Source organism: Streptomyces sp. NBC_00370 (assembly GCF_036084755.1).
GTDB lineage: Bacteria > Actinomycetota > Actinomycetes > Streptomycetales > Streptomycetaceae > Streptomyces.
Map to the genome: position 1 here is coordinate 3,358,153 of NZ_CP107968.1, position 20,591 is coordinate 3,378,743.

Sequence of the window (20,591 nt, forward strand, 5' to 3'; positions counted from 1 at the left end):
AGTTCACTTCGCTCACTTTCCGAATCCGAAGGAGGCGGGGCCCTCGACCTTGGCGCGCAGACGCTTGCCCTTCTGCGTCGCCTGGTCGTTCAGCTCCTGCTGGAACTCGCGCATCCGCGCCTGCAGTTCGGGGTCGTGCGCGGCGAGGATCCGGGCCGCGAGCAGCCCCGCGTTGCGCGCGCCGCCCACCGAGACCGTGGCGACGGGGACACCGGCCGGCATCTGGACGATCGACAGCAGCGAGTCCATGCCGTCGAGGTACTTCAGCGGTACGGGGACGCCGATCACCGGCAGCGGTGTGACGGAGGCCAGCATGCCGGGCAGATGGGCCGCGCCGCCGGCGCCCGCGATGATCGCCTTGAGGCCGCGGCCCGCCGCCTGCTCGCCGTACGCGATCATCTCGCGCGGCATCCGGTGCGCGGAGACCACGTCGACCTCGTACGGGACGGAGAATTCGCCGAGGGCGTCGGCCGCCGCCTCCATGACGGGCCAGTCCGAGTCGGAGCCCATGACGATGCCGATGAGGGGGGAGGTCATTCGGTGATTGTTCCTCTGAGGTAGCCGGCGGCGTGGCGGGCGCGCTCCAGCACGTCGTCCAGGTCGTCGCCGTACGTGTTGACGTGCCCGACCTTACGGCCCGGTTTGACGTCCTTGCCGTACATGTGGATCTTCAGCTGCGGGTCCCGTGCCATGCAGTGCAGATACGCCGCGTACATGTCGGGGTAGTCCCCGCCGAGCACGTTGCACATGACCGTCCACGGTGCGCGGGCGCGCGGGTCGCCGAGCGGCAGGTCGAGCACGGCCCGTACGTGGTTGGCGAACTGCGAGGTGATCGCGCCGTCCTGGGTCCAGTGGCCGGAGTTGTGCGGGCGCATCGCGAGTTCGTTGACGAGGATGCGGCCGTCCCGCGTCTCGAAGAGTTCGACGGCGAGGTGCCCGACGACACCCAGCTCGGCGGCGATCCGCAGGGCGAGCTGCTGGGCCTCCCCCGCCAGCGCGTCGGACAGCCCGGGGGCGGGGGCGATGACCGTGTCGCACACGCCGTCGACCTGCTGCGACTCGACGACGGGGTAGGCGACGGCCTGGCCGTGCGGGGAGCGGACGATGTTCGCCGCCAGTTCCCGTACGAAGTCGACCTTCTCCTCGGCGAGGACGGGCACGCCCGCCTTGAAGGGCTCCTCCGCGTCCTTGGCCGAGCGTACGAACCAGACGCCCTTGCCGTCGTAGCCGCCGCGCACGGTCTTGAGGATGATCGGGAACCCGTCGCCCGCGACGCCGCCACCGACGACGCCCTCCGCCGCGAAGGCCACCGCGTCGGCCGGGTCGGCGACGATGCGGTGGCGTGGGCAGGGCGCGCCCAGCTCGGTGAGCCGGGCGCGCATCACGCCCTTGTCCTGGGCGTGGATCAGCGCGTCGGGGCCCGGCCGTACGGGAATGCCGTCGGCCTCCAGCGCGCGGAGGTGTTCGATCGGCACATGCTCGTGGTCGAACGTGATCACATCGCAACCGCGGGCGAAGTCACGCAGCGTGTCGAGGTCGTGGTAGTCCCCCACGACGACATCGTGCACGACCTGGGCCGCAGAATCCTGCGCCGTGTCGCTGAGCAGCTTGAATCTCAGGCCGAGGGGGATACCCGCCTCGTGGGTCATGCGGGCGAGCTGGCCGCCGCCGACCATGCCGATTACCGGGAACGTCACCCTTCCAGGGTATCCGCCGATGAGGCGGTGGTTAGCATGGTGGGAATTCGACGGACGGGGCTGACGAGCATATGAGCGAACGGAACGCACTCCGCGTGCGGCTGGACCGCCTCGTGCGTGAGGTGGTCAAGTTCGGCGCGGTGGGCGCTGCGGGCCTGCTGGTCAATCTGCTGGCGTTCAACCTCGTCCGGCACACGACCGATCTCCAGGTGGTGCGGGCCAGTGTGGTGGCCACCGTCATCGCCATCGTCTTCAACTACGTCGGCTTCCGGTACTTCACCTACCGGGACCGCGACAAGGGCGGGCGCACGAAGGAACTGTCGCTGTTCCTGCTCTTCAGCGCGGTGGGGCTGGTCATCGAGAACGGTGTGCTGTTCGTCGCGACGTACGGCTTCGGCTGGGACTCGCCGCTGCAGAGCAATGTGTTCAAGTTCATCGGCATCGGTGTCGCGACGCTCTTCCGCTTCTGGTCGTACCGCTCGTGGGTGTTCCGCGCGGTGCCGGCGGCGGCCGAGGAGATCACCGCACAGGCCGCTCCGGTTCCTTCGGCAGGCCGATCCGGGCCTCGCGGCTGAGGAAGAGCGCGAAGACCGGCGGGTGCTGCTGGAGCAGTTCGAGCCTGCCGCCGTCCGCCTCCGCGAGGTCGCGGGCCACGGCGAGGCCGATCCCGGTGGAGTTGCGGCCGCTGATGGAGCGCTCGAAGATCCGCGCCCCGAGGTCGGGCGGCACGCCGGGCCCTTCGTCGGTCACCTCGATGACGGCCTGGTTCCCGGTGACCCGGGTGCGCAGCGCGACCGTACCGCCGCCGTGCATGAGTGAGTTCTCGATCAGCGCCGCCAGCACCTGTGCGACGGCTCCCGGCGTACCGACGGCCCGCATGCCCTGCCGGCCCGAGCAGACGATGGCGCGGCCCGCGCTGCGGTAGGCGGGGCGCCACTCCTCGATCTGCTGCTTGACGACCTCGTCCAGGTCGAAGGCGACGGCGGAGCCGGTGCGCGGGTCGCGGGCGTTGGTCAGCAGCCGCTCCACGACGTCGGTCAGCCGCTCCACCTGGGTCAGCGCGATCGTCGCCTCTTCCCTGACGGTGGTGAGGTCGTCGGTGACGGTGATCTCCTCCAGCCGCATGGACAGGGCCGTCAGCGGCGTACGGAGCTGGTGGGACGCGTCGGCCGCCAGCCGGCGCTCGGCGGTGAGCATCCGGGCGATGCGCTCGGCGCTGGAGTCGAGCACGTCGGCGACCCGGTCCAGCTCGGGGACGGCGTACCGCTTGTGGCGGGGGCGCGGGTCCCCCGAGCCGAGGCGTTCGGCGGTCTCGGCGAGGTCGGTGAGGGGCGAGGCCAGCTTGTTGGCCTGCCGTACGGCGAGCAGGACGGCGGCGATGACGGCCAGCAGCGCCACGGCGCCGATGATGAGCAGGGTGCGGCCGACCTCACGCGTGACGGAGGAGCGGCGCTCCTCGACGGTGACGGTCTCGCCCTCCTCGCCGCGCGCCGTGCCGCGGATCACACTGCCCGTGGGGTGCTCGCCGATCTCGACGGGCGGCCGTCCTGGCATCTCGATCCGGCCGTAGCGCTCGGCGCCGATCTGCTGGCGCAGCACACCGGCCGTGATGTGTTCGCCGCCGAGCAGCCGGCTGTCGACGATGCTCACCAGCCGCAGCGCCTCGGAGTCCACGCTCTCCTGGGCGCTGCTGCTGATGGTGCGGGTCTCGACGATGACGAGGGATACGCCGAAGACGGCGATGACGACGAGCACCACGGCGAGCGTGGAGCTGATCAGGCGACGTCGCAAGGTGCCGCTAGCTCTTCTCGAAGCGGAAGCCGACGCCCCGGACCGTGGCGATGTAGCGCGGGTTGGCCGCGTCGTCACCGAGCTTCTTGCGCAGCCAGGAGATGTGCATGTCCAGTGTCTTGGTCGAGGACCACCACGTGGTGTCCCAGACCTCGCGCATCAGCTGGTCACGGGTGACGACCCGGCCGGCGTCGCGGACCAGGACCCGCAGCAGGTCGAACTCCTTGGCGGTGAGCTGCAGCTCCTCCTCGCCCATCCAGGCACGGTGCGACTCGACGTCGATCCGTACGCCGTGGGTGGCGGGCGCCGGCGCGGGCTCGGTGGCGCCGCGCCGCAGCAACGCCCGTACCCGGGCGAGCAGTTCGGCGAGACGGAAGGGCTTGGTCACGTAGTCGTCGGCGCCGGCGTCGAGGCCGACGACGGTGTCCACCTCGTCGGCGCGCGCCGTCAGCACCAGGATCGGCACGGTGTGTCCGTCGGCGCGGAGTCTGCGGGCCACTTCGAGGCCGTCCATGCCGGGCAGCCCCAGGTCGAGTACGACGAGGTCGACACCTCCCTGGAGGCCGGCGTCGAGGGCGGTGGGACCGTCTTCACGGACCTCGACCTCGTACCCCTCCCGCCGCAGGGCGCGAGCCAGCGGCTCCGAGATGGAAGCGTCGTCCTCGGCGAGCAGTACACGGGTCATGGGGTGATGGTAGTCCGCACGGGGCAGGCGTCGGGCAATGATCGTCAATGCCTGCGGGTTCGGGTGCGATCCGATGATCCACCTTTGAATATGAGCAGCAGATCCGATGAGCGCCTGTGTTTCATCTCTCAAGTCCTTCCATATGGCGCTCTGTCGTGTCGTAGGGTGGCAAGCCGTTCGTTGCGCTACTGAGGGACCTTTGGCCCGATACACGCCAAGGGTCCTTTTCATGTGCCACGGCAGCTCCAACCCCCCACGCACGCAAGGATCGATCCATGGCGTCCAGCCTGACGAAGGACTCGCCCCGCACCCCGGGTCCTGAGAAGACCTTCTTCGGCCACCCCCGCGGCCTCGCCACTCTCTTCATGACCGAGATGTGGGAACGCTTCAGCTTCTACGGCATGCGGGCTCTGCTGACGATCTATCTGATCTCCGGCGGGCCCGACGCCACGAAGGGGCTGCAGGGCGGCGGCCTCGGGATGGACCTGGCCACCACGACCGCCATCTACTCGATCTACCTGTCGATGGTCTATCTGCTGGCCATGCCGGGCGGCTGGCTCGCCGACCGGCTGTGGGGTCCGCGCAAGACCGTCGCCATCGGCTCCTGCACCATCATGGTGGGCCATCTCACCCTCGCGGTGCCGGGCCAGGGGACGTTCTTCGGCGGGCTCGTGCTGGTGGCGCTCGGTTCCGGGCTGCTGAAGGCCAACATCTCCACGATGGTCGGCCATCTCTACAAGGGGACCGACGACCCGCGCCGCGACGGCGGGTTCACGATCTTCTACATGGGCATCAACATCGGCGCCTTCTTCGCCCCGCTGATCATCGGCACGGTCGGCGAGACGTACAACTGGCACCTCGGCTTCGCGCTCGCGGCCGTGGGCATGGCGCTCGGCCTGGTCCAGTTCCTGATCGGTACGAAGAGTCTGAGCCCGGAGAGCAGCCGCGTACCGACCCCGCTGTCGGCGGAGGAGCGCGCCTCGTGGCTGCGCAAGGGGCTCGGCTGGCTGCTGGTCGCCGTCCTCGTCTACGGCTTCGTCGGGCTCAGCGGCCACTTCACCCTCAACTGGGCGATGATCCCGCTGACGGTGGCGGGGCTGGTGATTCCGGCCGGCGTGCTGGTGCGGATAAAGCGCGACAAGGACCTGTCGCGGGCCGAGCAGACGAAGATGTCCGGCTACATCTGGTTCTTCGTCGCGGCTGCCGTCTTCTGGATGATCTACGACCAGGGCGGCTCGACGGTCCAGGCCTTCGGTACGAACAAGGCGGCGGGCGAGGTGCTGGGGATCGGCTTCCCCTCGTCCTGGTACCAGTCGCTGAACCCGGTGTTCATCATGGCGCTGGCGCCGGTCGCCGCGTGGTTCTGGCTGTGGCTCAACCGCAGGGGCAAGGAGCCGGCGACCGTGGCGAAGTTCGCGGCCGGGCTGTTCCTCGTGGGCGTCTCGTTCTTCTTCTTCCTGATCCCGCTGGCGATGGCGGCCGGCGGGACGGGCGACGGACACCTGGTCAGCCCGATGTGGCTGGTGGGGATCTATCTGATCCAGACCGTCGGGGAGCTGTGCCTCTCGCCGGTCGGCCTGTCGGTGACGACGAAGATGGCGCCGGCGAAGTACGCGAGCCAGATGATGGGCGTGTGGTTCCTGGCGGTCACGGCGGGCGACTCCGTCACCGGGCTGCTGTCGATCGGCGGGGTCGATCTGGGCCGTACGGGAGTGGTGACCCTGGAGGGGCTGCTGGCGGCGCTGGCCGGGGTGGCGGTGTTCATGTACCGCAGGCGGGTGCGGGAGCTGATGGGCGACATCCACTGAGGTCCACCGCGCTGGGTCCCGCCGCCGTCGAGTCCCGCCACCGCTGAGTCCCGGCGCCGGCCGGGACGTCGAGCGCGCGGAGGCGCCCGCGTAGCCGTTGTGTTGCTACGCGGGCGCTGCCAGCTCCGCCCACACCGTCTTGCCCGTCGCGCCGGGCGCCCGTACGACGCCCCAGTCGAGGCAGAGCCGCTGCACGATGAACATGCCGTGTCCGCCGGGGCGGCCCGCCCGGTGGGGAGTGCGTGGTGAGGGCTGTCCCGCACCACGGTCCGTGACTTCGAGCCGCAGGACCTTGGCGTTGTGCGAGACGCGCAGTTCCTCGGGCCCCTCGGCGTGCAGGCACGCGTTGGTGACGAGTTCGGAGACGACCAGCAGGACGTCTTCGGCGGCGGCGCGCCGGTCGGCCGTCGCGGCGGGGAGCCATCCCCAGTCGTACAGCGCCTGCCGGGTGAAGTCACGGGCGAGCGGAACGACGCCGCTGGCGCTGCTCAGCGCGAGCGTGCGGGTCACCCCGTCGGGCACGCCGGACGTACCGGCGGTGCCAGGCGTACCGGCCGCGGCGGGCGCGGCGGCTGTGCTGGACGCCGCGGCCGGGGCGGACGTCGCGGGCGGAGCGGACGTGGCAGCCGAAGGTCCGGCGCCGTCCGGCTCGGGGCCGAGGTCGCCCGGCGGAGGCTGCCGGGTGGTGCTCATCAGCGCTTCACCTCACCGATTCACCAATTGCCAGTGGGTCTTTACAGAGAGTGCAGAGTCCTGTGCGGCCTGCGGGGAGTCTTCTGCCCCTCCGAGTCGTGACAACACCCACTCCGGCGGTGCGGAAGTGTGAGGGGTCAGTGTCCGAGAGGTCGTCGGTCGGAGCTTGCCGCACCTGGTCAGTCCACCAGTGCGTCGTCGAGCGATTCATGGACGGTGAAGACCGCGTCGGCGCCGGTGATCTCGAAGACCCTCGACACCACGGGCAGCATGCCGGCCAGATGGACGGCGCCTCCCGCGGCTTCCGCCTTGAGCCTGGCACCGAGCAGCACGTTGAGTCCGGTCGAGTCGCAGAACTCCAGCTGCGAGCAGTCGATCACCAAGCGTGACCGTCCTTGCTCAAGCGCTTCTTCCAGCGGGGCTCGCAACAATTCGGCCGTGTGGTGATCCAACTCACCGGCCACTGTTACGACCTCACTCCGACCCTCGGTCCGAACCTCGACCCTGAGCCGGCCCCGGTTCGTGCTGCCGACCGTCTGGCGGTCCATGCCCGTCCCTCTTCGCCGTGTTGTATGCCGTCGTCAGATGGTTTCGCCTGCTTGTCGTCATACGTCATTGACGCCGGTCGAACATTACGCCTTTCGAACGCCGGCCGGTAGCCGAACTCTCCAACAATACAGACATACCTCACAATTAACACTTGCAACTGTCCGTGTCTACCGGGTAGGGCTAGTAGGGACACATCCAAGACAGCCGGCTTCGGAGGCGCCCGCACACCGCAGCAACGCGTATTGGCATCGGCAGCCATATGCCGAAAATGATGGAGGAGACCCCATGTCACCCCGGCTCGACGAACCGCGTACCCCGATCGCGACGTCGGCAGCTCCCCCCGTACCGACCATCCCCGCACCGACCGCCGCCGGCCCCACTCCGGCATCCGGCGCGCAGGGCCTGTCCGGCGCCGAGGCGCTGGCGGACCTGCCCGAGATCCCGCCCTACGACGAGGTCGGGGCGCTGGACGCACGGGCGCTGTCGAAGACCTTGTTCGCGCGGCTGGAGTCCGTCGAAGAGGGCACGTACGAGCACGCGTACGTCCGCAACACCCTGGTCGAGCTGAATCTCGCCCTGGTCAAGTTCGCGGCCTCCCGGTTCCGCTCCCGCAGCGAGCCGATGGAGGACATCGTCCAGGTCGGCACGATCGGCCTGATCAAGTCCATCGACCGCTTCGAGCTCAGCCGAGGCGTCGAGTTCCCCACCTTCGCGATGCCAACCATCATCGGCGAGATCAAGCGCTTCTTCCGCGACACGTCGTGGTCGGTGCGCGTGCCGCGCAGGCTCCAGGAACTCCGCCTCGACCTGGCGAAGGCGACGGACGAACTGTCCCAGCGCCTCGACCGCTCCCCCAGCGTCGCCGAACTGGCCGAAGCGCTCGGGATCAGCGGCGAAGAGGTCATCGAGGGCATGGCGGCGAGCAACGCCTACACGGCCAGCTCGCTGGACGCGCAGCCCGAGGAGGACGACACCGAGGGCGCGCTCTCGGACCGGATCGGCTACGAGGACCACAGCCTGGAGGGCATCGAGTACGTCGAGTCCCTCAAGCCCCTGATCGCCGGCCTCCCGTCCCGCGACCGCCAGATCCTCTCGCTGCGCTTCGTCGCGAACATGACGCAGTCGGAGATCGGCGAGGAACTGGGCATCTCGCAGATGCACGTCTCCCGCCTGCTCTCGCGCACGCTGACAAGGCTCAGAAAGGGCCTGACAGTGGAGGAGTGACCACCCCCACCCACGCCCCACCAGCGCCACCGCCCCGCCGGCTCACTCCCCGGCGGGGCTTCTGTCTCCCAGGAGTGTGCGTTCGCACTGGATCAGCAGCCACTTCTCCGCCTGCTGAAGCGGCCAACCGTTGTCCTCGGTGAGCGTGAGATAGCCGGCGTACCCGAAGTAGAACCACAGGACATCGGTCGCGTGCCGAACATCGACACCGTCGGCGAGACCACCGAGACCGTGCAGGTGCTCGGCGACGGCGGCCAGTGTGCCCCGGTAGCGCTCGGTGGACTCGCGCAGGCCCTCGGCCGCGGTCTCGTCGTGCGGCGCCGTGTGCAGCAGAACCCGCATGACGGCGCCGTGGTCCTCGCGGACCCTTCGGCTCGACGAGGCCACGAGCGCCAGCACCTCCCGGGGATCGCGCAGCCCGCGCATCCGCTCCAGGCTCTCCTTCAGCAGCGGCGCCTGCGCCCACTCGTCGACCATGATCCGCAGCAGCCCCTGTTTGCCGCCGCCGACCGCGTAGACCGTGCCCGGCGCCACATGGGCGAGTTCGGCGATCTCGTCGATCTTGCTGCCGAAGAACCCGCGTTGGACGAAGAGGGTGCGGGCCGCGTCGATGATCGCCTGACGCGTCTGCTCCGCGTAGTCGGCGCGACGGCTGGGGGTACGGGGGGTCACGTTTGGCATCATACAAACTCTATTCGGACGACCTGGCATACGTTCACCTGAGTCCAGCTCAGATAAGATGAGCCCACATATACGAGACGTGCCGCAGACGCTTCCGCGCAGACGCCGGCGCGGAGATGGGTGGACCGAGATGACGCACGTGGCAACGTCGCTGCCGGCCGAGGCGGACTTCGTGATCGTGGGGGCCGGGGCGGCCGGCTGCGTACTGGCCGCACGGCTGAGCGAGGACCGCGACTGCCGCGTACTGCTGCTGGAGGCAGGCACGACCACCGGCGCGGAACCGGAGGCCCTGATCCCGGGAAACGCCTTCCAGCTCCTCGCGGGACCGCGCTCCTGGGGCGACCTGACCACACCTCAACAGGCCGTCGGCGGACGCCGGGTAGGGCTGCCGCAGGGGCGCGGGCTCGGCGGTGGCAGCAGCATGAACATGATGGCGTGGTTCCACGGGCGTCCGGAGGACTACGACACCTGGCAGGCGCGCGGCGCGACGGGCTGGGGCTGGTCCGACGTACGTCCCGCTCTGCGCGACGTCGAGGACAGTGACCGTGGTGGCGACGAGCGGCACGGCGTGGGCGGCCCGATGTCCATCAGCTCGATCCGGGACGCCGGGCCCCTGCCCCTCACCTTTGTCGCGGCCGGCGTCGAACACGGACTGCCGCTGGTCGACGACTTCAACGGGCCGGCCGGCGAGGGGGTGGGCCTGGTCCAGAGCAACATCCGGGACGGCCGGCGGCACAGCGTGGTGGACGGCTATCTGGCACCGGCAGCAGGCCGGGACAACCTCACCGTCGCCACCGGGCAGCAGGTCACCTCCGTGCTGTGGGACGGCGTGCGGGCCGTCGGCGTGCGGGTGGGAGACACGGAAGTCAGCGCCGGGCGCGGGGTGGTGCTGTGTGCCGGCGCCCTGCGCAGCCCGCAGTTGCTGATGCTCTCCGGAGTCGGCCCCGCCGACCACCTGGGCGGCCTCGGGGTGCCTCTGGTGCGCGATCTGCCGGGGGTGGGCGCCAACCTGCGGGACCACCCGATGGTCACCCCGGTGTGGCCGGTGACCGACGGCAGTCCGCTCTGGAATTCGCTGACCGCGGACGACGTACGCGACTACCAGCTGCTGCGCCGCGGCCCGCTCGCCTCGCTCACCCAGGCGGCGGCCGTGCTGCGCAGCGACGACACGCGCCCGGTGGCCGATCTCCAGTTCACGCTGACACTGCTGGGTATGACCGCGGAGATGACCCTCATGGAGGAGCCGGTCGTCACCTGCGCGATCAGCGTCCTGGACCCGGACAGCCACGGCACCGTACGACTGGCCGGCCCGGATCCGACCCGGGCGCCGCTCGTCGACCCGGGGTATCTCACCGACGAGGGCGACCGCGCCCGCCTGCGCTCCGGCCTCCGCCGAGCCCGCGACCTCTTCCGCACCCCGACCCTGGCGAAGGCCACCGGCGGTGAACCGCTGACCCCCCAGGACTGGTCGGGCGAGGGCCTCGACGCGTGGATCGACGGCAACGTGATCAGCGAATGGCACCCGGTCGGCACCTGCCGGATGGGCACCGACCACACGGCGGTGGTCGACCCGGCCACGATGGCGGTGCACGGTACGGAGGGCTTGTACGTCGCCGACGCCTCGGTCATGCCCACCATCACCCGAGGCAACACCCAGGCCCCCACGATCATGATCGCCGAACGAGCGTCCACACGCATCGCACGCGCGACCGTCGCATAGCCGCCGCGTCTACCTCGACCAGACCGCGCTGCCTCCCGGCTGGCTGCGGCTGCTGACCGACGAACGGCTGCGCGCTGCCGTCACCCTGATGCACGCCCAGCCGGGCACCGCCTGGCAACTGGAGACCCTGGCGCATGCTCCTCGCACAGCGCGCCCTCCGGGACGGGAACGACCCCGTGGGCGCGCTGGCGTCCGCCCTGGGTTACGCGTCGGAGAGTGCCTTCAGCACCGCATTCAAACGCGAGACCGGCGAACCGCCGCTGCGCTACCGGAAACGCGTGCGCGACGAAGCCGCGAGGTAGAGGCTAGGGATCAAGCAGGAAACGAACGGCCAGGCAGGAACGGAGTTCATCGTGCGTATCGGGTTCACGTTGCCGCAGATGGGTGCCCTCGCCCACTTCCCCCGCGACGTCGCGCGCTTCGCGCGGCAGGCTGAGGAGCTGGGCGCTGACAGTCTGTGGGTGGGCGACCGGCTGCTCGCCCCGGTCAGTCCGACGGTCGGGTACGGCGGCGGCAGTACGATCCCGGCGGCCTTCCACGCGCTCCTCGACCCGTTCGCGCTGCTGACGATCGCGGCGACCGCCACCGAGCGGGCACTGCTCGGCACCAACGTCCTGAACGCGCCCTGGTATCCGCCGGCCCTGCTCGCCAGGTCGCTGACCACCATCGATCTGGTCAGTGGCGGCAGGCTGCTGCCGGGCTTCGGCGTCGGCTGGTCGCCCGAGGAGTACGCGGCCGTCGGCGTACCGATGAAGGAGCGCGGGGCGCGGCTGGACGAGTGCCTCGACGCGTTGGACGTCTACTGGTCGGACAACCCCGCCGAGTACCACGGCGCCCACTGGACGATCCCCGCGACGTACGCCGACCTGAAGCCGGTGCAGCGCCCGCGCCCGCCGGTCTACCTGGGCGGTTACTCACCGGCCGCGATGCGCCGCGCAGCCCGGCGGGCCGACGGGTGGCTGCCCGTCGTCCGGCCGGGATCGGCGGCGGGGTGGGCGTTCGACGCGGCGCAGATCAACGTACCGGCGGACGAGGTGCGGCGGCTCGCTGCGGAAGAGGGCCGGGACCCCGCCGGCCTCGGCCTGATCCTGCGGGTCTACCCGACGGAGGAGGCCACGGTCGAGCAGGTGGCCGAGGCCATCGCCGGGGCGGAGCGGGAGACCGCCGTCGACCACGCCTTCGTGGACCTCATGGAGATCGCCACCGACATCGACCAGGCGCTCGACATCGTCGGCCGGGTGCTGGAGCTGTCCAGGGGGCGATGACGAGCGCCCGCGTCGCGTACGTACGGGCCTGAGGGCTTACGGTCAGGCGTCCTGAAGGGTTCGCTTGGCCAGTTCGTACGCCGGGAGCATCGCGTCGTGCTCCGCGGAGTCGAGGCCACCGAGGTGCAGGACGACGACGCCCTTCGGTGTGGCCAGGGCGAGGGCGCGTTCCTTCTTCGGGGCGTCGAGTGCGTCGCTGGTGTTGACGTACACGATCTCCGCCGCATCGAGGCCGTCCACCGTGAGGTCGGTGTAGGTCTCTTGGTCGCGGTGGGCCGCCTCTTCAGCGACGAACGCCTTCAGGTCCGCGCGGACGTCCGCGCTCTTCTCGCTGCCCGTCCAGACGCGCAGGAAGCCGATGTTGCCTGCGGGCTTGGCGTCGATCTCGCAGCTCAGCGTCACCGGACCCTGCGTCAGGGCGCCGAACTCACCGTCCGTGTCGACGGCCTCCGGCTGCCAGCCGGCCGCGAGGTCGAAGGTGACCGGCAGGGCGCACGGCGAGCCGGCGCCACCGACCGAACCGCCCTTCTTCGCGACGGCGACGGCGCCGGCGTCCGCGCTCCCGGCGCTGTCCGCCTTCTTCGCCGGACTCGCGGCGGAGCCCGCCCGCTTGTCCTTCCCGGGCTCGCCCGAACACCCCGTCACGGCCGTCAGCAGCAGCGCCGCCGGCACCACCCCGAAGCCCACGCCCCGTATCAAGCCCCGCATCGCACTGCGCACTTATGGATCCCCACCCGGTGAACGTCGTTGTGCTGTCGCGCAATCATAGGGAGCGCGGCGAGACCCACGCGTCGTACACCCGCCGGCCGCCGCGCCACACCGTGGAGACCAGCGGGACGCCCGGCCGGTAGGCGAGGTGGACGTGGCTCGGGGCGTCGAGGAGCGTGAGGTCGGCGCGGGCGCCGGGGGTCAGGTGGCCGATGTCGGTGCGGCGCAGGGCCGCAGCGCCGCCTGCCGTCGCCGACCAGACCGCCTCGTCGGGGGTCATGCCCATGTCCCGTACGGCGAGCGCGACGCAGAACGGCATGGACGAGGTGAAGGACGAGCCCGGGTTGCAGTCCGTGGAGAGTGCGACGGTGGCCCCCGCTTCGAGCAGCCGGCGGGCGTCCGGCCAGGTGGCGCGGGTGGAGAACTCCGCGCCGGGGAGCAGCGTCGCGACCGTACGGCTGTGGGCGAGCGCGTCGATGTCCGCGTCCGTGAGGTGGGTGCAGTGGTCGGCCGACGCGGCGTCGAGTTCGACGGCGAGCTGGACGCCGGGGCCGTACGAGAGTTGGTTGGCGTGCACGCGGGGGTGCAGACCCTTGGCCTTGCCCGCGGTGAGGACCGCTCGGGCCTGGTCGCCGTCGAAGGCGCCCTTCTCGCAGAAGACGTCGATCCAACGGGCGTACGGGGCGCAGGAGTCGAGCATGTCGCCGGTGACCAGTGCGACGTAGGCCGCGGGGTCGTCGGTGTGCTCGGGCGGGACGATGTGGGCGCCGAGGTAGGTGACTTCGTCAGTGTGCCGGCCCGCGATGCGCAGGGCGCGCGACTCGTCGGCGACGGTCAGGCCGTACCCCGACTTGGTCTCCTGGGTGGTGGTGCCCTGGCGCAGCGCCTCGGCGATGTACCGCGCGACGTTGGCGTCGAGTGCGGCGTCGGACGCGGCGCGGGTGGCGGCGACGGTGGTGCGGATGCCGCCGGCCGAGTAGGCGCGGCCCGACATGCGGGCGTTGAACTCCTGGGTGCGGTCGCCGGCGAAGACGAGGTGGGAGTGGGAGTCGACGAAGCCGGGGAGCGCGGCCCTGCCGCCCGCGTCGAAGGCGTTGTCAGTGGCGGGTGCTTTGCTTGACTCACCGACCCAGACGACGCGGTCGCCGTCGAAGACGACCGCCGCGTCCTGGATCAGACCGATGGGGGATCCGTCACCGAGGGAGGGGTCGTTGGTGACCAGGCTTGCGATGTTGGTGATGGCGGTTGTGCCGGTGTTCGGCACAGCCGTGGCCGGGCTCGGCTTGTTCATGTCGGGGGTTCGCTCCTTCAGCCTCGTAGCGCGGCGATCGACTCCGCCAGCGCCCTCGGCACATCGGGTACGAGCGCGTGGGCACCGTCCCGTACGACATGACGGCCGCCGACGACCGTATGGCGCACGTCGGCCGCTGACGCGGCGAATACGGCTGTCTCCGCACCGAGCCGGGGCAGTGGCCCCGCTGTTCTGACGGAGTCCAGCGCGACGGTGACGAGGTCAGCGAGGGCGCCCTGTTCGATACGGCCTGCCTCGGGCCAGCCGAGCGCTTCGTGACCGTTGGCGGTCGCGGCGTTGACCAGGGCCGCCGCCGTCCAGTGGCCTCGGCTGCGGGAGCGCAGGCGCTCGTTGAGTTCGAGGGCGCGGGCCTCCTCGAAGAGGTCGATGACGGCGTGGCTGTCGCTGCCGAGCGAGAGCGGCGAGCCCGCGTGCTGGAGGCGGGCGGCCGGGCCGATGCCGTCGGCCAGGTCGCGTTCGGTGGTGGGGCACATGCAGGTGCCGGTGCGGGTCGACCCCAGCAGGGCGATGTCGTCGTCGGTGAGATGGGTGTTGTGGATGCCCGTGGTGCGGGCGCCGAGTACGCCGTGGTCGGCGAGGAGACGGGTGGGGGTGCAGCCGTGTACGGAGAGACAGGCGTCGTTCTCGGCGGTCTGCTCGGACAGATGGACGTGCAGCGGCGCCTGCCGCTGCCCGGCCCATTCGGCGACGGTGGCCAGCTGTTCGGCGGGCACGGCGCGTACGGAGTGGATGGCCGCGCCGATCCTGGCGTGGTCCGCCCCCTTGAGTGCGGAAGTCCGCTCGGCCCAGGCCGTGGCGGAGCCGTCGGAGAAGCGGATCTGGTGGCGGTCCGGCGGTGCGCCGCCGCGCCGCTCGGTGATGCCGGACGCGAGATAGGCGGTGTCGAGCAGGGTGATACGGATGCCGGCCTCGCCGGCGGCGGCGATCAGGGCCTCCCCCATGGCGTTCGGGTTGTCGTAGGGCGTGCCGTCCGGCGCGTGGTGGAGATAGTGGAACTCTCCGACGGCCGCGATGCCGGCCAGCGCCATCTCGGCGTACACAGCGCGGGCGAGCGCGTGGTACGTGTCGGGGGTGAGCCGGCCGGCGATGCGGTACATGACGTCGCGCCAGGTCCAGAAGGTGCCGGAGCCGACCTGGGCCGTGGAGCGCAGGGCGCGGTGGAAGGCGTGCGAGTGCGTGTTGGCGAGGCCGGGCAGGGTCAGTCCGCGCAGCGCCGTCGCGCCGGGCGGCGGGGTCTCGACGCCGGTGCGGATCTCGCTGATCCGGCCGTCGGCGACCTCGACCGCCACCCCGGGTTCGACGTGGTTGTCGAGCCAGGCGTGCTCCAGCCAGTAGACGGCGCCGGGCGCGCGCCCGGCTCCCCCGGGCTGTGGTTCCTGCGATGTCTGTGGTTCCTCGGCTGCCTGCGGCGCCTGCGGTGGCTGTGTCATCCGCACGCCAGTCCTTCCAGTACGTCGGCGAGTGCCAGGACCCCCGCGGCGCAGTCGTCCTCCTCGGCCGATTCGGCCGGGGAGTGCGAGACACCGGTGGGGTTGCGTACGAACAGCATGGCGGTGGGGATCGATCCGGACAAAATACCCGCGTCGTGTCCCGCGCCGGTCGGCAGGACGGGCACGGGACGGGCGTCGGTGCCCAGCAGCCTCGCCAGTTCCTCGCGCAGGGCGTGGTCGAAGTCGACCACGGGGGTGAACGACTCCCGTACGACGCTCAGCTCGATACCGGCGGCCTCGGCGCTCTCCCGGGCGGCGGCCTCGATACCGGCGACGACCATGTCCAGCGACGCCTGGTCGGCGGCGCGGGAGTCCAGCCAGCCACGGACGAGGGAAGGGATGGCGTTGACGCCGTTGGGTTCGACGGAGACCTTCCCGAAGGTGGCGAGGGCGCCGACGATCGCCGCCTCGCGGCGGGCGGCGAGCACGGTCTCGGCGTAGCTCAGCATCGGGTCGCGGCGGTCGGCGAGGCGGGTGGTGCCCGCGTGGTTGGCCTCGCCCCGGAAGTCGAACCGCCAGCGGCCGTGCGGCCAGATCGCCGAGGCGACCCCGACGGCGTCGCCCGACAGGTCGAGGGCGCGCCCCTGCTCGACGTGCAGCTCGACGAACGCGCCGATGCGGGCCAGCCGTTCGGGGTCCGCGCCGATGGCGGCCGGGTCGTGTCCTGCGGCTTCCATGGCCTGCGGCAGGGTGACGCCGTCGGCGTCGCGCAGGGCGTGCGCCTGGTCGAGGGTGAGCTGCCCGGCGGTCAGGCGTGAGCCGACGCAGGCCAGGCCGAAGCGCGCGCCTTCCTCGTCGCCGAAGTTGGCGATGGCGAGCGGCTTGCTGAACGTCGCTTCCCTGGCGCGCAGTTCGTCCAGCGCGGCGAAGGAGGAGACGACACCGAGCGGGCCGTCGAAGGCGCCGCCGTCGGGTACGGAGTCCAAGTGCGAGCCGGTCGCGACGGCGTCACCGGCCAGGGGGTCGCCGAGCCAGGCCCACTGGTTGCCGTTGCGGTCCAGCTCGTAGGCCAGCCCGCGCAGTTCGGCCTGTTCGCGGAACCAGGCGCGGCAGTCGGTGTCGGCCGGGGTCCAGGCGTAGCGGCGGTAGCCGTGCGAGCCGGAGTCCCGGCCGACCGGGGCCAGTTCGCGCCACATCTGCTGGAAGGAGGGCACATTCGGAGAGGGGGTCACGCTCGGGGCGGAGGGCACGCTCATGCCGGGTCCTCCTCGCGCATCGGGACGCGGACGCCACGCTCGTCGGCGACGCGCTCGGCGATCTCGTACCCGGCGTCGACATGGCGGATGACGCCCATGCCGGGGTCGTTGGTCAGGACGCGGCGGATCTTCTCGCCCGCCAGGGCCGTGCCGTCGGCGACCGTGACCTGTCCCGCGTGGATGGAGCGGCCCATGCCGACCCCGCCGCCGTGGTGGATCGAGACCCAGGAGGCGCCGGACGCCACATTGACCATGGCGTTGAGCAGCGGCCAGTCGGCGATGGCGTCGGAGCCGTCCAGCATGGCTTCGGTCTCGCGGTACGGGGAGGCGACGGAGCCCGCGTCGAGGTGGTCGCGGCCGATGACGACCGGCGCGGCCAGCTCGCCACTCGCGACCATGTCGTTGAACCGCTCGCCCGCCTTGTCGCGCTCGCCGTAGCCGAGCCAGCAGATCCGGGCCGGCAGGCCCTGGAAGTGGACCCGCTCGCCGGCCATCTTGATCCAGCGGTGCAGGGACTCGTTCTGCGCGGAGTCGCCCGCAGGGAACAGTTCCAGGATCGCCTGGTCCGTCTTGTGGATGTCCGACGCCTCGCCGGACAGGGCGGCCCAGCGGAAGGGGCCCTTGCCCTCGCTGAACAGCGGCCTGATGTAGGCGGGGACAAAGCCGGGGAAGGCGAAGGCGCGCTCGTAACCGGCCAGTTGGGCCTCGCCCCGGATGGAGTTGCCGTAGTCGAAGACCTCGGCGCCCGCGTCCATGAAGCCGACCATCGCCTCCACGTGCCGGGCCATCGACTCGCGGGCCCGCGTGGTGAAGTCGGCGGGCTTCTCCGCCGCGTAAGCGGCCATGTCGTCGAAGTCGACGCCGAGCGGCAGATAGGCGAGCGGGTCGTGCGCCGACGTCTGGTCGGTGACGATGTCGACGGGGGCGCCTTCGGCGAGCATCCGGGGCAGCAGCTCCGCCGCGTTGCCGAGCAGCCCGATGGAGAGCGGCCTGCGGGCGTCGCGTGCCTCGACGGCGAGCTGGAGCGCCTGCTCCAGGCTGTCGGCCCGTACGTCGAGGAAGCGGTGCTCGATCCGGCGCTCGATGGCGCGCGGGTCGCAGTCGATACAGATGACGACGCCGTCGTTCATGGTCACGGCCAGCGGCTGCGCGCCGCCCATGCCGCCGAGCCCCGCGGTGAGGGTGATCGTGCCGGCGAGGGTCCCGCCGAACCGCTTGGCTGCGACGGCCGCGAACGTCTCGTAGGTGCCCTGGAGGATGCCCTGGGTGCCGATGTAGATCCAGGAGCCGGCCGTCATCTGGCCGTACATGGTGAGGCCGAGGGCTTCGAGGCGGCGGAACTCCTCCCAGTTCGCCCAGTCGCCGACCAGGTTCGAGTTGGCGATGAGCACCCGGGGCGCCCACTCGTGAGTTTGCAGCACACCCACCGGACGGCCGGACTGGACGAGCATCGTCTCGTCCTGCTTCAGCGTGCGCAGCGTACGGACCATCGCGTCGAACGAGCGCCAGTCGCGGGCCGCCTTGCCCGTGCCGCCGTACACGACGAGCTTGTCGGGATGTTCGGCGACCTCGGGGTCGAGGTTGTTCTGGAGCATCCGCAGAGCGGCTTCCTGCGGCCATCCCAGGGCGCTCAGTTCCGTACCGCGCGGGGCCCGTACGGGGCGGGGACCTGACATGGCGATGCCTCCTCCAGGATGGAATGTTCAGCTGTTCATTCACATCCTTGCCGCTTGAATAGTTGTAGTCAACAGCGGCCGCGGCCATCAGGGATGATTGGGTCATGCACTCGAACACCGCAGAACCCGCAGCCCACCACGCCACAGCCGCCGCAGCCCGCCGCGACCTGGCCGTGCGCGCCGCGGTCGAACAAGGCCTGATCAACGATGCCGAGCCGGTCGTCGCCCTGCTGGACGTGGCGGGGGTACGCGCGTCGGCCGACGCGCTCCGTACGGCCTTCGCCGACGCGACCGCCGAGGGCACGGCCGTCCTGCACGCCTTCGCCGTGAAGGCGGCCCCGCTCGTGCCCGTACTGCGGCTGCTCGACCGGCAGGGCATCGGCGCCGAGGTCGCGAGCCCCGGCGAGCTGGCCCTCGCCCGCGCGGCCGGCGTCCCGCCGCGGCGCACCGTGCTCGACTCCCCCGCCAAGACCCTCGGCGAGCTGCGCGAAGCCCTCGCGCTCGGCATCGCGGTCAACGCCGACAACCCGCAGGAGCTGGCCAGGCTCGACGGTCTCGTCAGCTCGGCCGCCACCCGCTCCCCGCTCGGCCTGCGGGTCAACCCGCAGACCGGCGGCGGCTCCATCGGCGCGCTGTCCACGGCGACCGCGACGTCCAAGTTCGGCGTAGCGCTGCGCGACGAGGGCGCCCGCGCCTGGGTCCTGCGGGCCTTCGCCGAGCGGCCCTGGCTGTCCCGGCTGCACATCCACTCCGGCTCCCAGGGCGTCGCGTTCGCCCGCATGGCGCAGGGCGTGCGCGAGGTGTACGAGCTGGCCGAGGAGATCAACGCGGCGGCGGGCCGCCGGCAGATCGACACCCTCGACATCGGCGGCGGCCTCCCGGTCAACTTCGCCTCCGACGAGGAGACGCCGACCTACGCCGACTACGCCCGGCTGCTGAAGGAGACCGTCCCCGGGCTGTTCGACGGCCGGTACGGGCTCGTCACCGAGTTCGGCCGCTCCCTGCTCGCCAAGCACGGCACCGTCCTCGCCCGCGTCGAGTACACCAAGTCGGCGGGCGGCCGGCCGATCGCCGTCACCCACGCGGGCGCGCAGATCGCCACCCGCACCGTCTACGACCCGGCCTCCTGGCCGCTGCGCATCGCCCCGTACGACGCGAAGGGCCGGCCCAGGACGGGCGCGGCCGTGGCGCAGGACGTCGCGGGCCCCGCCTGCTTCGCCGGCGATCTGCTCGCCGAGAACCGGGAGCTGCCGCTGCTGGCGCAGGGCGATCTCGTGGCGGCCCTCGACACCGGCGCGTACTACTTCTCGAACCACTACGCGTACAACAGCCTTGCCAGGCCCGGTATCTACGGCTTCAGCACGGCGCAGGACGGGTCGGTGCGGTTCGCCACCGTACGGGCGGCGCAGACGGTCGCCGAGATCGTGGCGGAATCGGGCGGCGCGCTGGCGGACGCCCTGCTGACGGACTGACCCCCTCCGGAACAGACCGGGCGCGCCCGGAACACCCCCGGCCTCGGGACATGCGCGGGGCGGACTTTATCTCCTAAGCGCATGTTCCGATGGAAAATGCCACAACTTCCTCTCCCCTTGCGAACGTTGCGTAATCTCACGGTCACAGCTCCGTACGACTGTGCGCCTGCGCGACCGACTTGGGAGGGGAGTCCGCGTGCCCGGAATCGACGCATGCCTGGAAGAGGCCATGGGCCTGCCGGGGGCGCGCGGAGCGGCCGTCGTCGACTGGACGAGCGGCCTCGCGCTCGGCACCGTGGGGGAATCCCCCAACGGCGACCACGAGGCCACGGCGGCCGAGACGGCCGAACTGGCCAGGGCCGCCGCCGAGTACACCGCGTTCGCGCCGCTCCCCTCGCTCCACCAGCCTGACCGGGGCGCGGCGGCCGACGGCGACAAGGGACCGCCGGTCGAGGACCTGATCGTCACGACCCGCACGGGCTACCACATCCTGTGCTTCGTCGAGACGACGTTCGACAGCAGTGTGTTCCTGCACCTCTGGCTCGACCGGGACACGGGCAATCTCGCCCTGGCCAGGCTGCGGTTGCAGCAGCTCGCCGAACGGATGGTGCTCGGATGACCCCG

General features: G+C 71.1%; 19 protein-coding genes and 1 pseudogene. 8 read left to right on the forward strand and 12 right to left on the reverse strand.

All coding sequences use genetic code 11. The features are described from left to right. Positions 1 to 12 precede the first annotated feature (12 nt). Both purE and OHS57_RS14845 read right to left on the reverse strand, forming a co-directional pair. The gene (purE, locus tag OHS57_RS14840; RefSeq protein ID WP_328582246.1) at positions 13 to 537 is read right to left on the reverse strand and encodes a 5-(carboxyamino)imidazole ribonucleotide mutase; all 525 of its coding nucleotides are present in this window, start codon (positions 535 to 537) and stop codon (positions 13 to 15) included. Then, positions 534 to 1,676, reverse strand: a complete 1,143-nt coding sequence (locus OHS57_RS14845) for a 5-(carboxyamino)imidazole ribonucleotide synthase (RefSeq protein ID WP_328585065.1) — start codon at positions 1,674 to 1,676, stop codon at positions 534 to 536. The genes purE and OHS57_RS14845 overlap by 4 nt, the downstream gene beginning before the upstream one ends. Positions 1,677 to 1,768: 92 nt before the next feature. Here OHS57_RS14845 and OHS57_RS14850 point away from each other — a divergent pair, with 92 nt between their 5' ends. Next, a complete protein-coding gene (locus OHS57_RS14850; protein WP_041989010.1) occupies positions 1,769 to 2,272 on the forward strand; it encodes a GtrA family protein in 504 nt (167 codons plus the stop codon). Here the strand turns inward: OHS57_RS14850 and OHS57_RS14855 are convergent. Both OHS57_RS14855 and OHS57_RS14860 read right to left on the reverse strand, forming a co-directional pair. Then, positions 2,217 to 3,488 carry an ATP-binding protein gene (locus OHS57_RS14855; RefSeq protein WP_041989008.1) on the reverse strand — a complete coding sequence of 424 codons (1,272 nt, stop codon included), beginning with the start codon at positions 3,486 to 3,488 and terminating at the stop codon, positions 2,217 to 2,219. The two genes, OHS57_RS14850 and OHS57_RS14855, sit on opposite strands and share 56 nt — an antisense overlap. 7 nt (positions 3,489 to 3,495) lie before the next feature. Beyond that, a complete protein-coding gene (locus OHS57_RS14860; protein ID WP_041989006.1) occupies positions 3,496 to 4,173 on the reverse strand; it encodes a response regulator transcription factor in 678 nt (225 codons plus the stop codon). Between the two features lie 275 nt (positions 4,174 to 4,448). Between OHS57_RS14860 and OHS57_RS14865 the strand changes: the two genes are divergently transcribed. Beyond that, positions 4,449 to 5,981: a peptide MFS transporter gene (locus tag OHS57_RS14865; RefSeq protein ID WP_328582247.1), complete on the forward strand. Its 1,533-nt coding sequence runs from the start codon at positions 4,449 to 4,451 to the stop codon at positions 5,979 to 5,981. 105 nt (positions 5,982 to 6,086) lie between these two features. Here OHS57_RS14865 and OHS57_RS14870 read toward each other — a convergent pair whose 3' ends face one another. Together OHS57_RS14870 and OHS57_RS14875 are read right to left on the reverse strand one after the other, a co-directional pair. Beyond that, positions 6,087 to 6,674, reverse strand: coding sequence for an ATP-binding protein (locus OHS57_RS14870; protein WP_041989002.1), 588 nt, complete (start codon positions 6,672 to 6,674; stop codon positions 6,087 to 6,089). A gap of 179 nt (positions 6,675 to 6,853) precedes the next feature. Then, positions 6,854 to 7,222, reverse strand: coding sequence for an STAS domain-containing protein (locus tag OHS57_RS14875; protein WP_041989001.1), 369 nt, complete (start codon positions 7,220 to 7,222; stop codon positions 6,854 to 6,856). 286 nt (positions 7,223 to 7,508) lie between these two features. On the opposite strand from OHS57_RS14875, the gene OHS57_RS14880 reads away from it, so the two are divergent. Further along, positions 7,509 to 8,447: an RNA polymerase sigma factor SigF gene (locus tag OHS57_RS14880; RefSeq protein ID WP_041989000.1), complete on the forward strand. Its 939-nt coding sequence runs from the start codon at positions 7,509 to 7,511 to the stop codon at positions 8,445 to 8,447. Positions 8,448 to 8,489: 42 nt separating this feature from the next. Here OHS57_RS14880 and OHS57_RS14885 read toward each other — a convergent pair whose 3' ends face one another. After that, positions 8,490 to 9,119, reverse strand: a complete 630-nt coding sequence (locus OHS57_RS14885) for a TetR/AcrR family transcriptional regulator (protein WP_198533272.1) — start codon at positions 9,117 to 9,119, stop codon at positions 8,490 to 8,492. Positions 9,120 to 9,258: 139 nt separating this feature from the next. Between OHS57_RS14885 and OHS57_RS14890 the strand changes: the two genes are divergently transcribed. The 3 genes and pseudogenes from OHS57_RS14890 to OHS57_RS14900 all read left to right on the forward strand — a co-directional run bounded on the left by OHS57_RS14890 (position 9,259) and on the right by OHS57_RS14900 (position 12,113). After that, positions 9,259 to 10,848 carry a GMC family oxidoreductase gene (locus OHS57_RS14890; RefSeq protein ID WP_328582248.1) on the forward strand — a complete coding sequence of 530 codons (1,590 nt, stop codon included), beginning with the start codon at positions 9,259 to 9,261 and terminating at the stop codon, positions 10,846 to 10,848. A 16-nt stretch (positions 10,849 to 10,864) separates the two neighbouring features. Beyond that, positions 10,865 to 11,150: pseudogene (locus OHS57_RS14895) on the forward strand (helix-turn-helix domain-containing protein); the annotation flags it as partial. A gap of 51 nt (positions 11,151 to 11,201) precedes the next feature. After that, complete coding sequence (locus OHS57_RS14900) at positions 11,202 to 12,113, forward strand: TIGR03619 family F420-dependent LLM class oxidoreductase (protein ID WP_328582249.1); 912 nt, start codon at positions 11,202 to 11,204, stop codon at positions 12,111 to 12,113. Positions 12,114 to 12,155: 42 nt separating this feature from the next. On the opposite strand, the gene OHS57_RS14905 is transcribed toward OHS57_RS14900, so the two are convergent. Genes OHS57_RS14905 through hutU form a run of 5 tightly spaced genes read right to left on the reverse strand, consistent with a single transcriptional unit; the run spans position 12,156 to position 18,495 of the window. After that, positions 12,156 to 12,821: a lipoprotein gene (locus OHS57_RS14905; RefSeq protein WP_328582250.1), complete on the reverse strand. Its 666-nt coding sequence runs from the start codon at positions 12,819 to 12,821 to the stop codon at positions 12,156 to 12,158. A gap of 55 nt (positions 12,822 to 12,876) precedes the next feature. Further along, on the reverse strand, positions 12,877 to 14,112 hold the full coding sequence (gene hutI / locus OHS57_RS14910) for an imidazolonepropionase (RefSeq protein WP_328582251.1): 1,236 nt from the start codon (positions 14,110 to 14,112) through the stop codon (positions 12,877 to 12,879). 17 nt (positions 14,113 to 14,129) lie between these two features. Next, entirely contained in the window at positions 14,130 to 15,563 is a 1,434-nt protein-coding gene (locus OHS57_RS14915) for a formimidoylglutamate deiminase (RefSeq protein ID WP_328582252.1), read from the reverse strand. Then, the gene (locus tag OHS57_RS14920; protein ID WP_328582253.1) at positions 15,560 to 16,819 is read right to left on the reverse strand and encodes an allantoate amidohydrolase; all 1,260 of its coding nucleotides are present in this window, start codon (positions 16,817 to 16,819) and stop codon (positions 15,560 to 15,562) included. The genes OHS57_RS14915 and OHS57_RS14920 overlap by 4 nt, the downstream gene beginning before the upstream one ends. After that, on the reverse strand, positions 16,816 to 18,495 hold the full coding sequence (gene hutU / locus OHS57_RS14925) for a urocanate hydratase (protein ID WP_328582254.1): 1,680 nt from the start codon (positions 18,493 to 18,495) through the stop codon (positions 16,816 to 16,818). The genes OHS57_RS14920 and hutU overlap by 4 nt, the downstream gene beginning before the upstream one ends. A gap of 104 nt (positions 18,496 to 18,599) precedes the next feature. On the opposite strand from hutU, the gene OHS57_RS14930 reads away from it, so the two are divergent. Beyond that, positions 18,600 to 19,967 (forward strand): diaminopimelate decarboxylase, encoded by a 1,368-nt coding sequence (locus OHS57_RS14930; protein WP_328582255.1) that lies wholly within the window; start codon positions 18,600 to 18,602, stop codon positions 19,965 to 19,967. A 196-nt stretch (positions 19,968 to 20,163) separates the two neighbouring features. Continuing rightward, entirely contained in the window at positions 20,164 to 20,586 is a 423-nt protein-coding gene (locus OHS57_RS14935; RefSeq protein WP_041988983.1) for a hypothetical protein, read from the forward strand. Positions 20,587 to 20,591 lie beyond the last annotated feature (5 nt).

What these genes read in the sequence shown, in the direction of transcription:
- purE (WP_328582246.1), bottom strand. Translation starts at nt 537, where the DNA reads ATGACCTCCCCCCTCATCGGCATCGTCATGGGCTCCGACTCGGACTGG.
- OHS57_RS14845 (WP_328585065.1), bottom strand. Translation starts at nt 1,676, where the DNA reads ATGGTCGGCGGCGGCCAGCTCGCCCGCATGACCCACGAGGCGGGTATC.
- OHS57_RS14850 (WP_041989010.1), top strand. Translation starts at nt 1,769, where the DNA reads ATGAGCGAACGGAACGCACTCCGCGTGCGGCTGGACCGCCTCGTGCGT.
- OHS57_RS14860 (WP_041989006.1), bottom strand. Translation starts at nt 4,173, where the DNA reads ATGACCCGTGTACTGCTCGCCGAGGACGACGCTTCCATCTCGGAGCCG.
- OHS57_RS14865 (WP_328582247.1), top strand. Translation starts at nt 4,449, where the DNA reads ATGGCGTCCAGCCTGACGAAGGACTCGCCCCGCACCCCGGGTCCTGAG.
- OHS57_RS14870 (WP_041989002.1), bottom strand. Translation starts at nt 6,674, where the DNA reads ATGAGCACCACCCGGCAGCCTCCGCCGGGCGACCTCGGCCCCGAGCCG.
- OHS57_RS14875 (WP_041989001.1), bottom strand. Translation starts at nt 7,222, where the DNA reads ATGGACCGCCAGACGGTCGGCAGCACGAACCGGGGCCGGCTCAGGGTC.
- OHS57_RS14880 (WP_041989000.1), top strand. Translation starts at nt 7,509, where the DNA reads ATGTCACCCCGGCTCGACGAACCGCGTACCCCGATCGCGACGTCGGCA.
- OHS57_RS14890 (WP_328582248.1), top strand. Translation starts at nt 9,259, where the DNA reads ATGACGCACGTGGCAACGTCGCTGCCGGCCGAGGCGGACTTCGTGATC.
- OHS57_RS14905 (WP_328582250.1), bottom strand. Translation starts at nt 12,821, where the DNA reads ATGCGGGGCTTGATACGGGGCGTGGGCTTCGGGGTGGTGCCGGCGGCG.
- hutI (WP_328582251.1), bottom strand. Translation starts at nt 14,112, where the DNA reads ATGAACAAGCCGAGCCCGGCCACGGCTGTGCCGAACACCGGCACAACC.
- OHS57_RS14915 (WP_328582252.1), bottom strand. Translation starts at nt 15,563, where the DNA reads ATGACACAGCCACCGCAGGCGCCGCAGGCAGCCGAGGAACCACAGACA.
- OHS57_RS14920 (WP_328582253.1), bottom strand. Translation starts at nt 16,819, where the DNA reads ATGAGCGTGCCCTCCGCCCCGAGCGTGACCCCCTCTCCGAATGTGCCC.
- hutU (WP_328582254.1), bottom strand. Translation starts at nt 18,495, where the DNA reads ATGTCAGGTCCCCGCCCCGTACGGGCCCCGCGCGGTACGGAACTGAGC.
- OHS57_RS14930 (WP_328582255.1), top strand. Translation starts at nt 18,600, where the DNA reads ATGCACTCGAACACCGCAGAACCCGCAGCCCACCACGCCACAGCCGCC.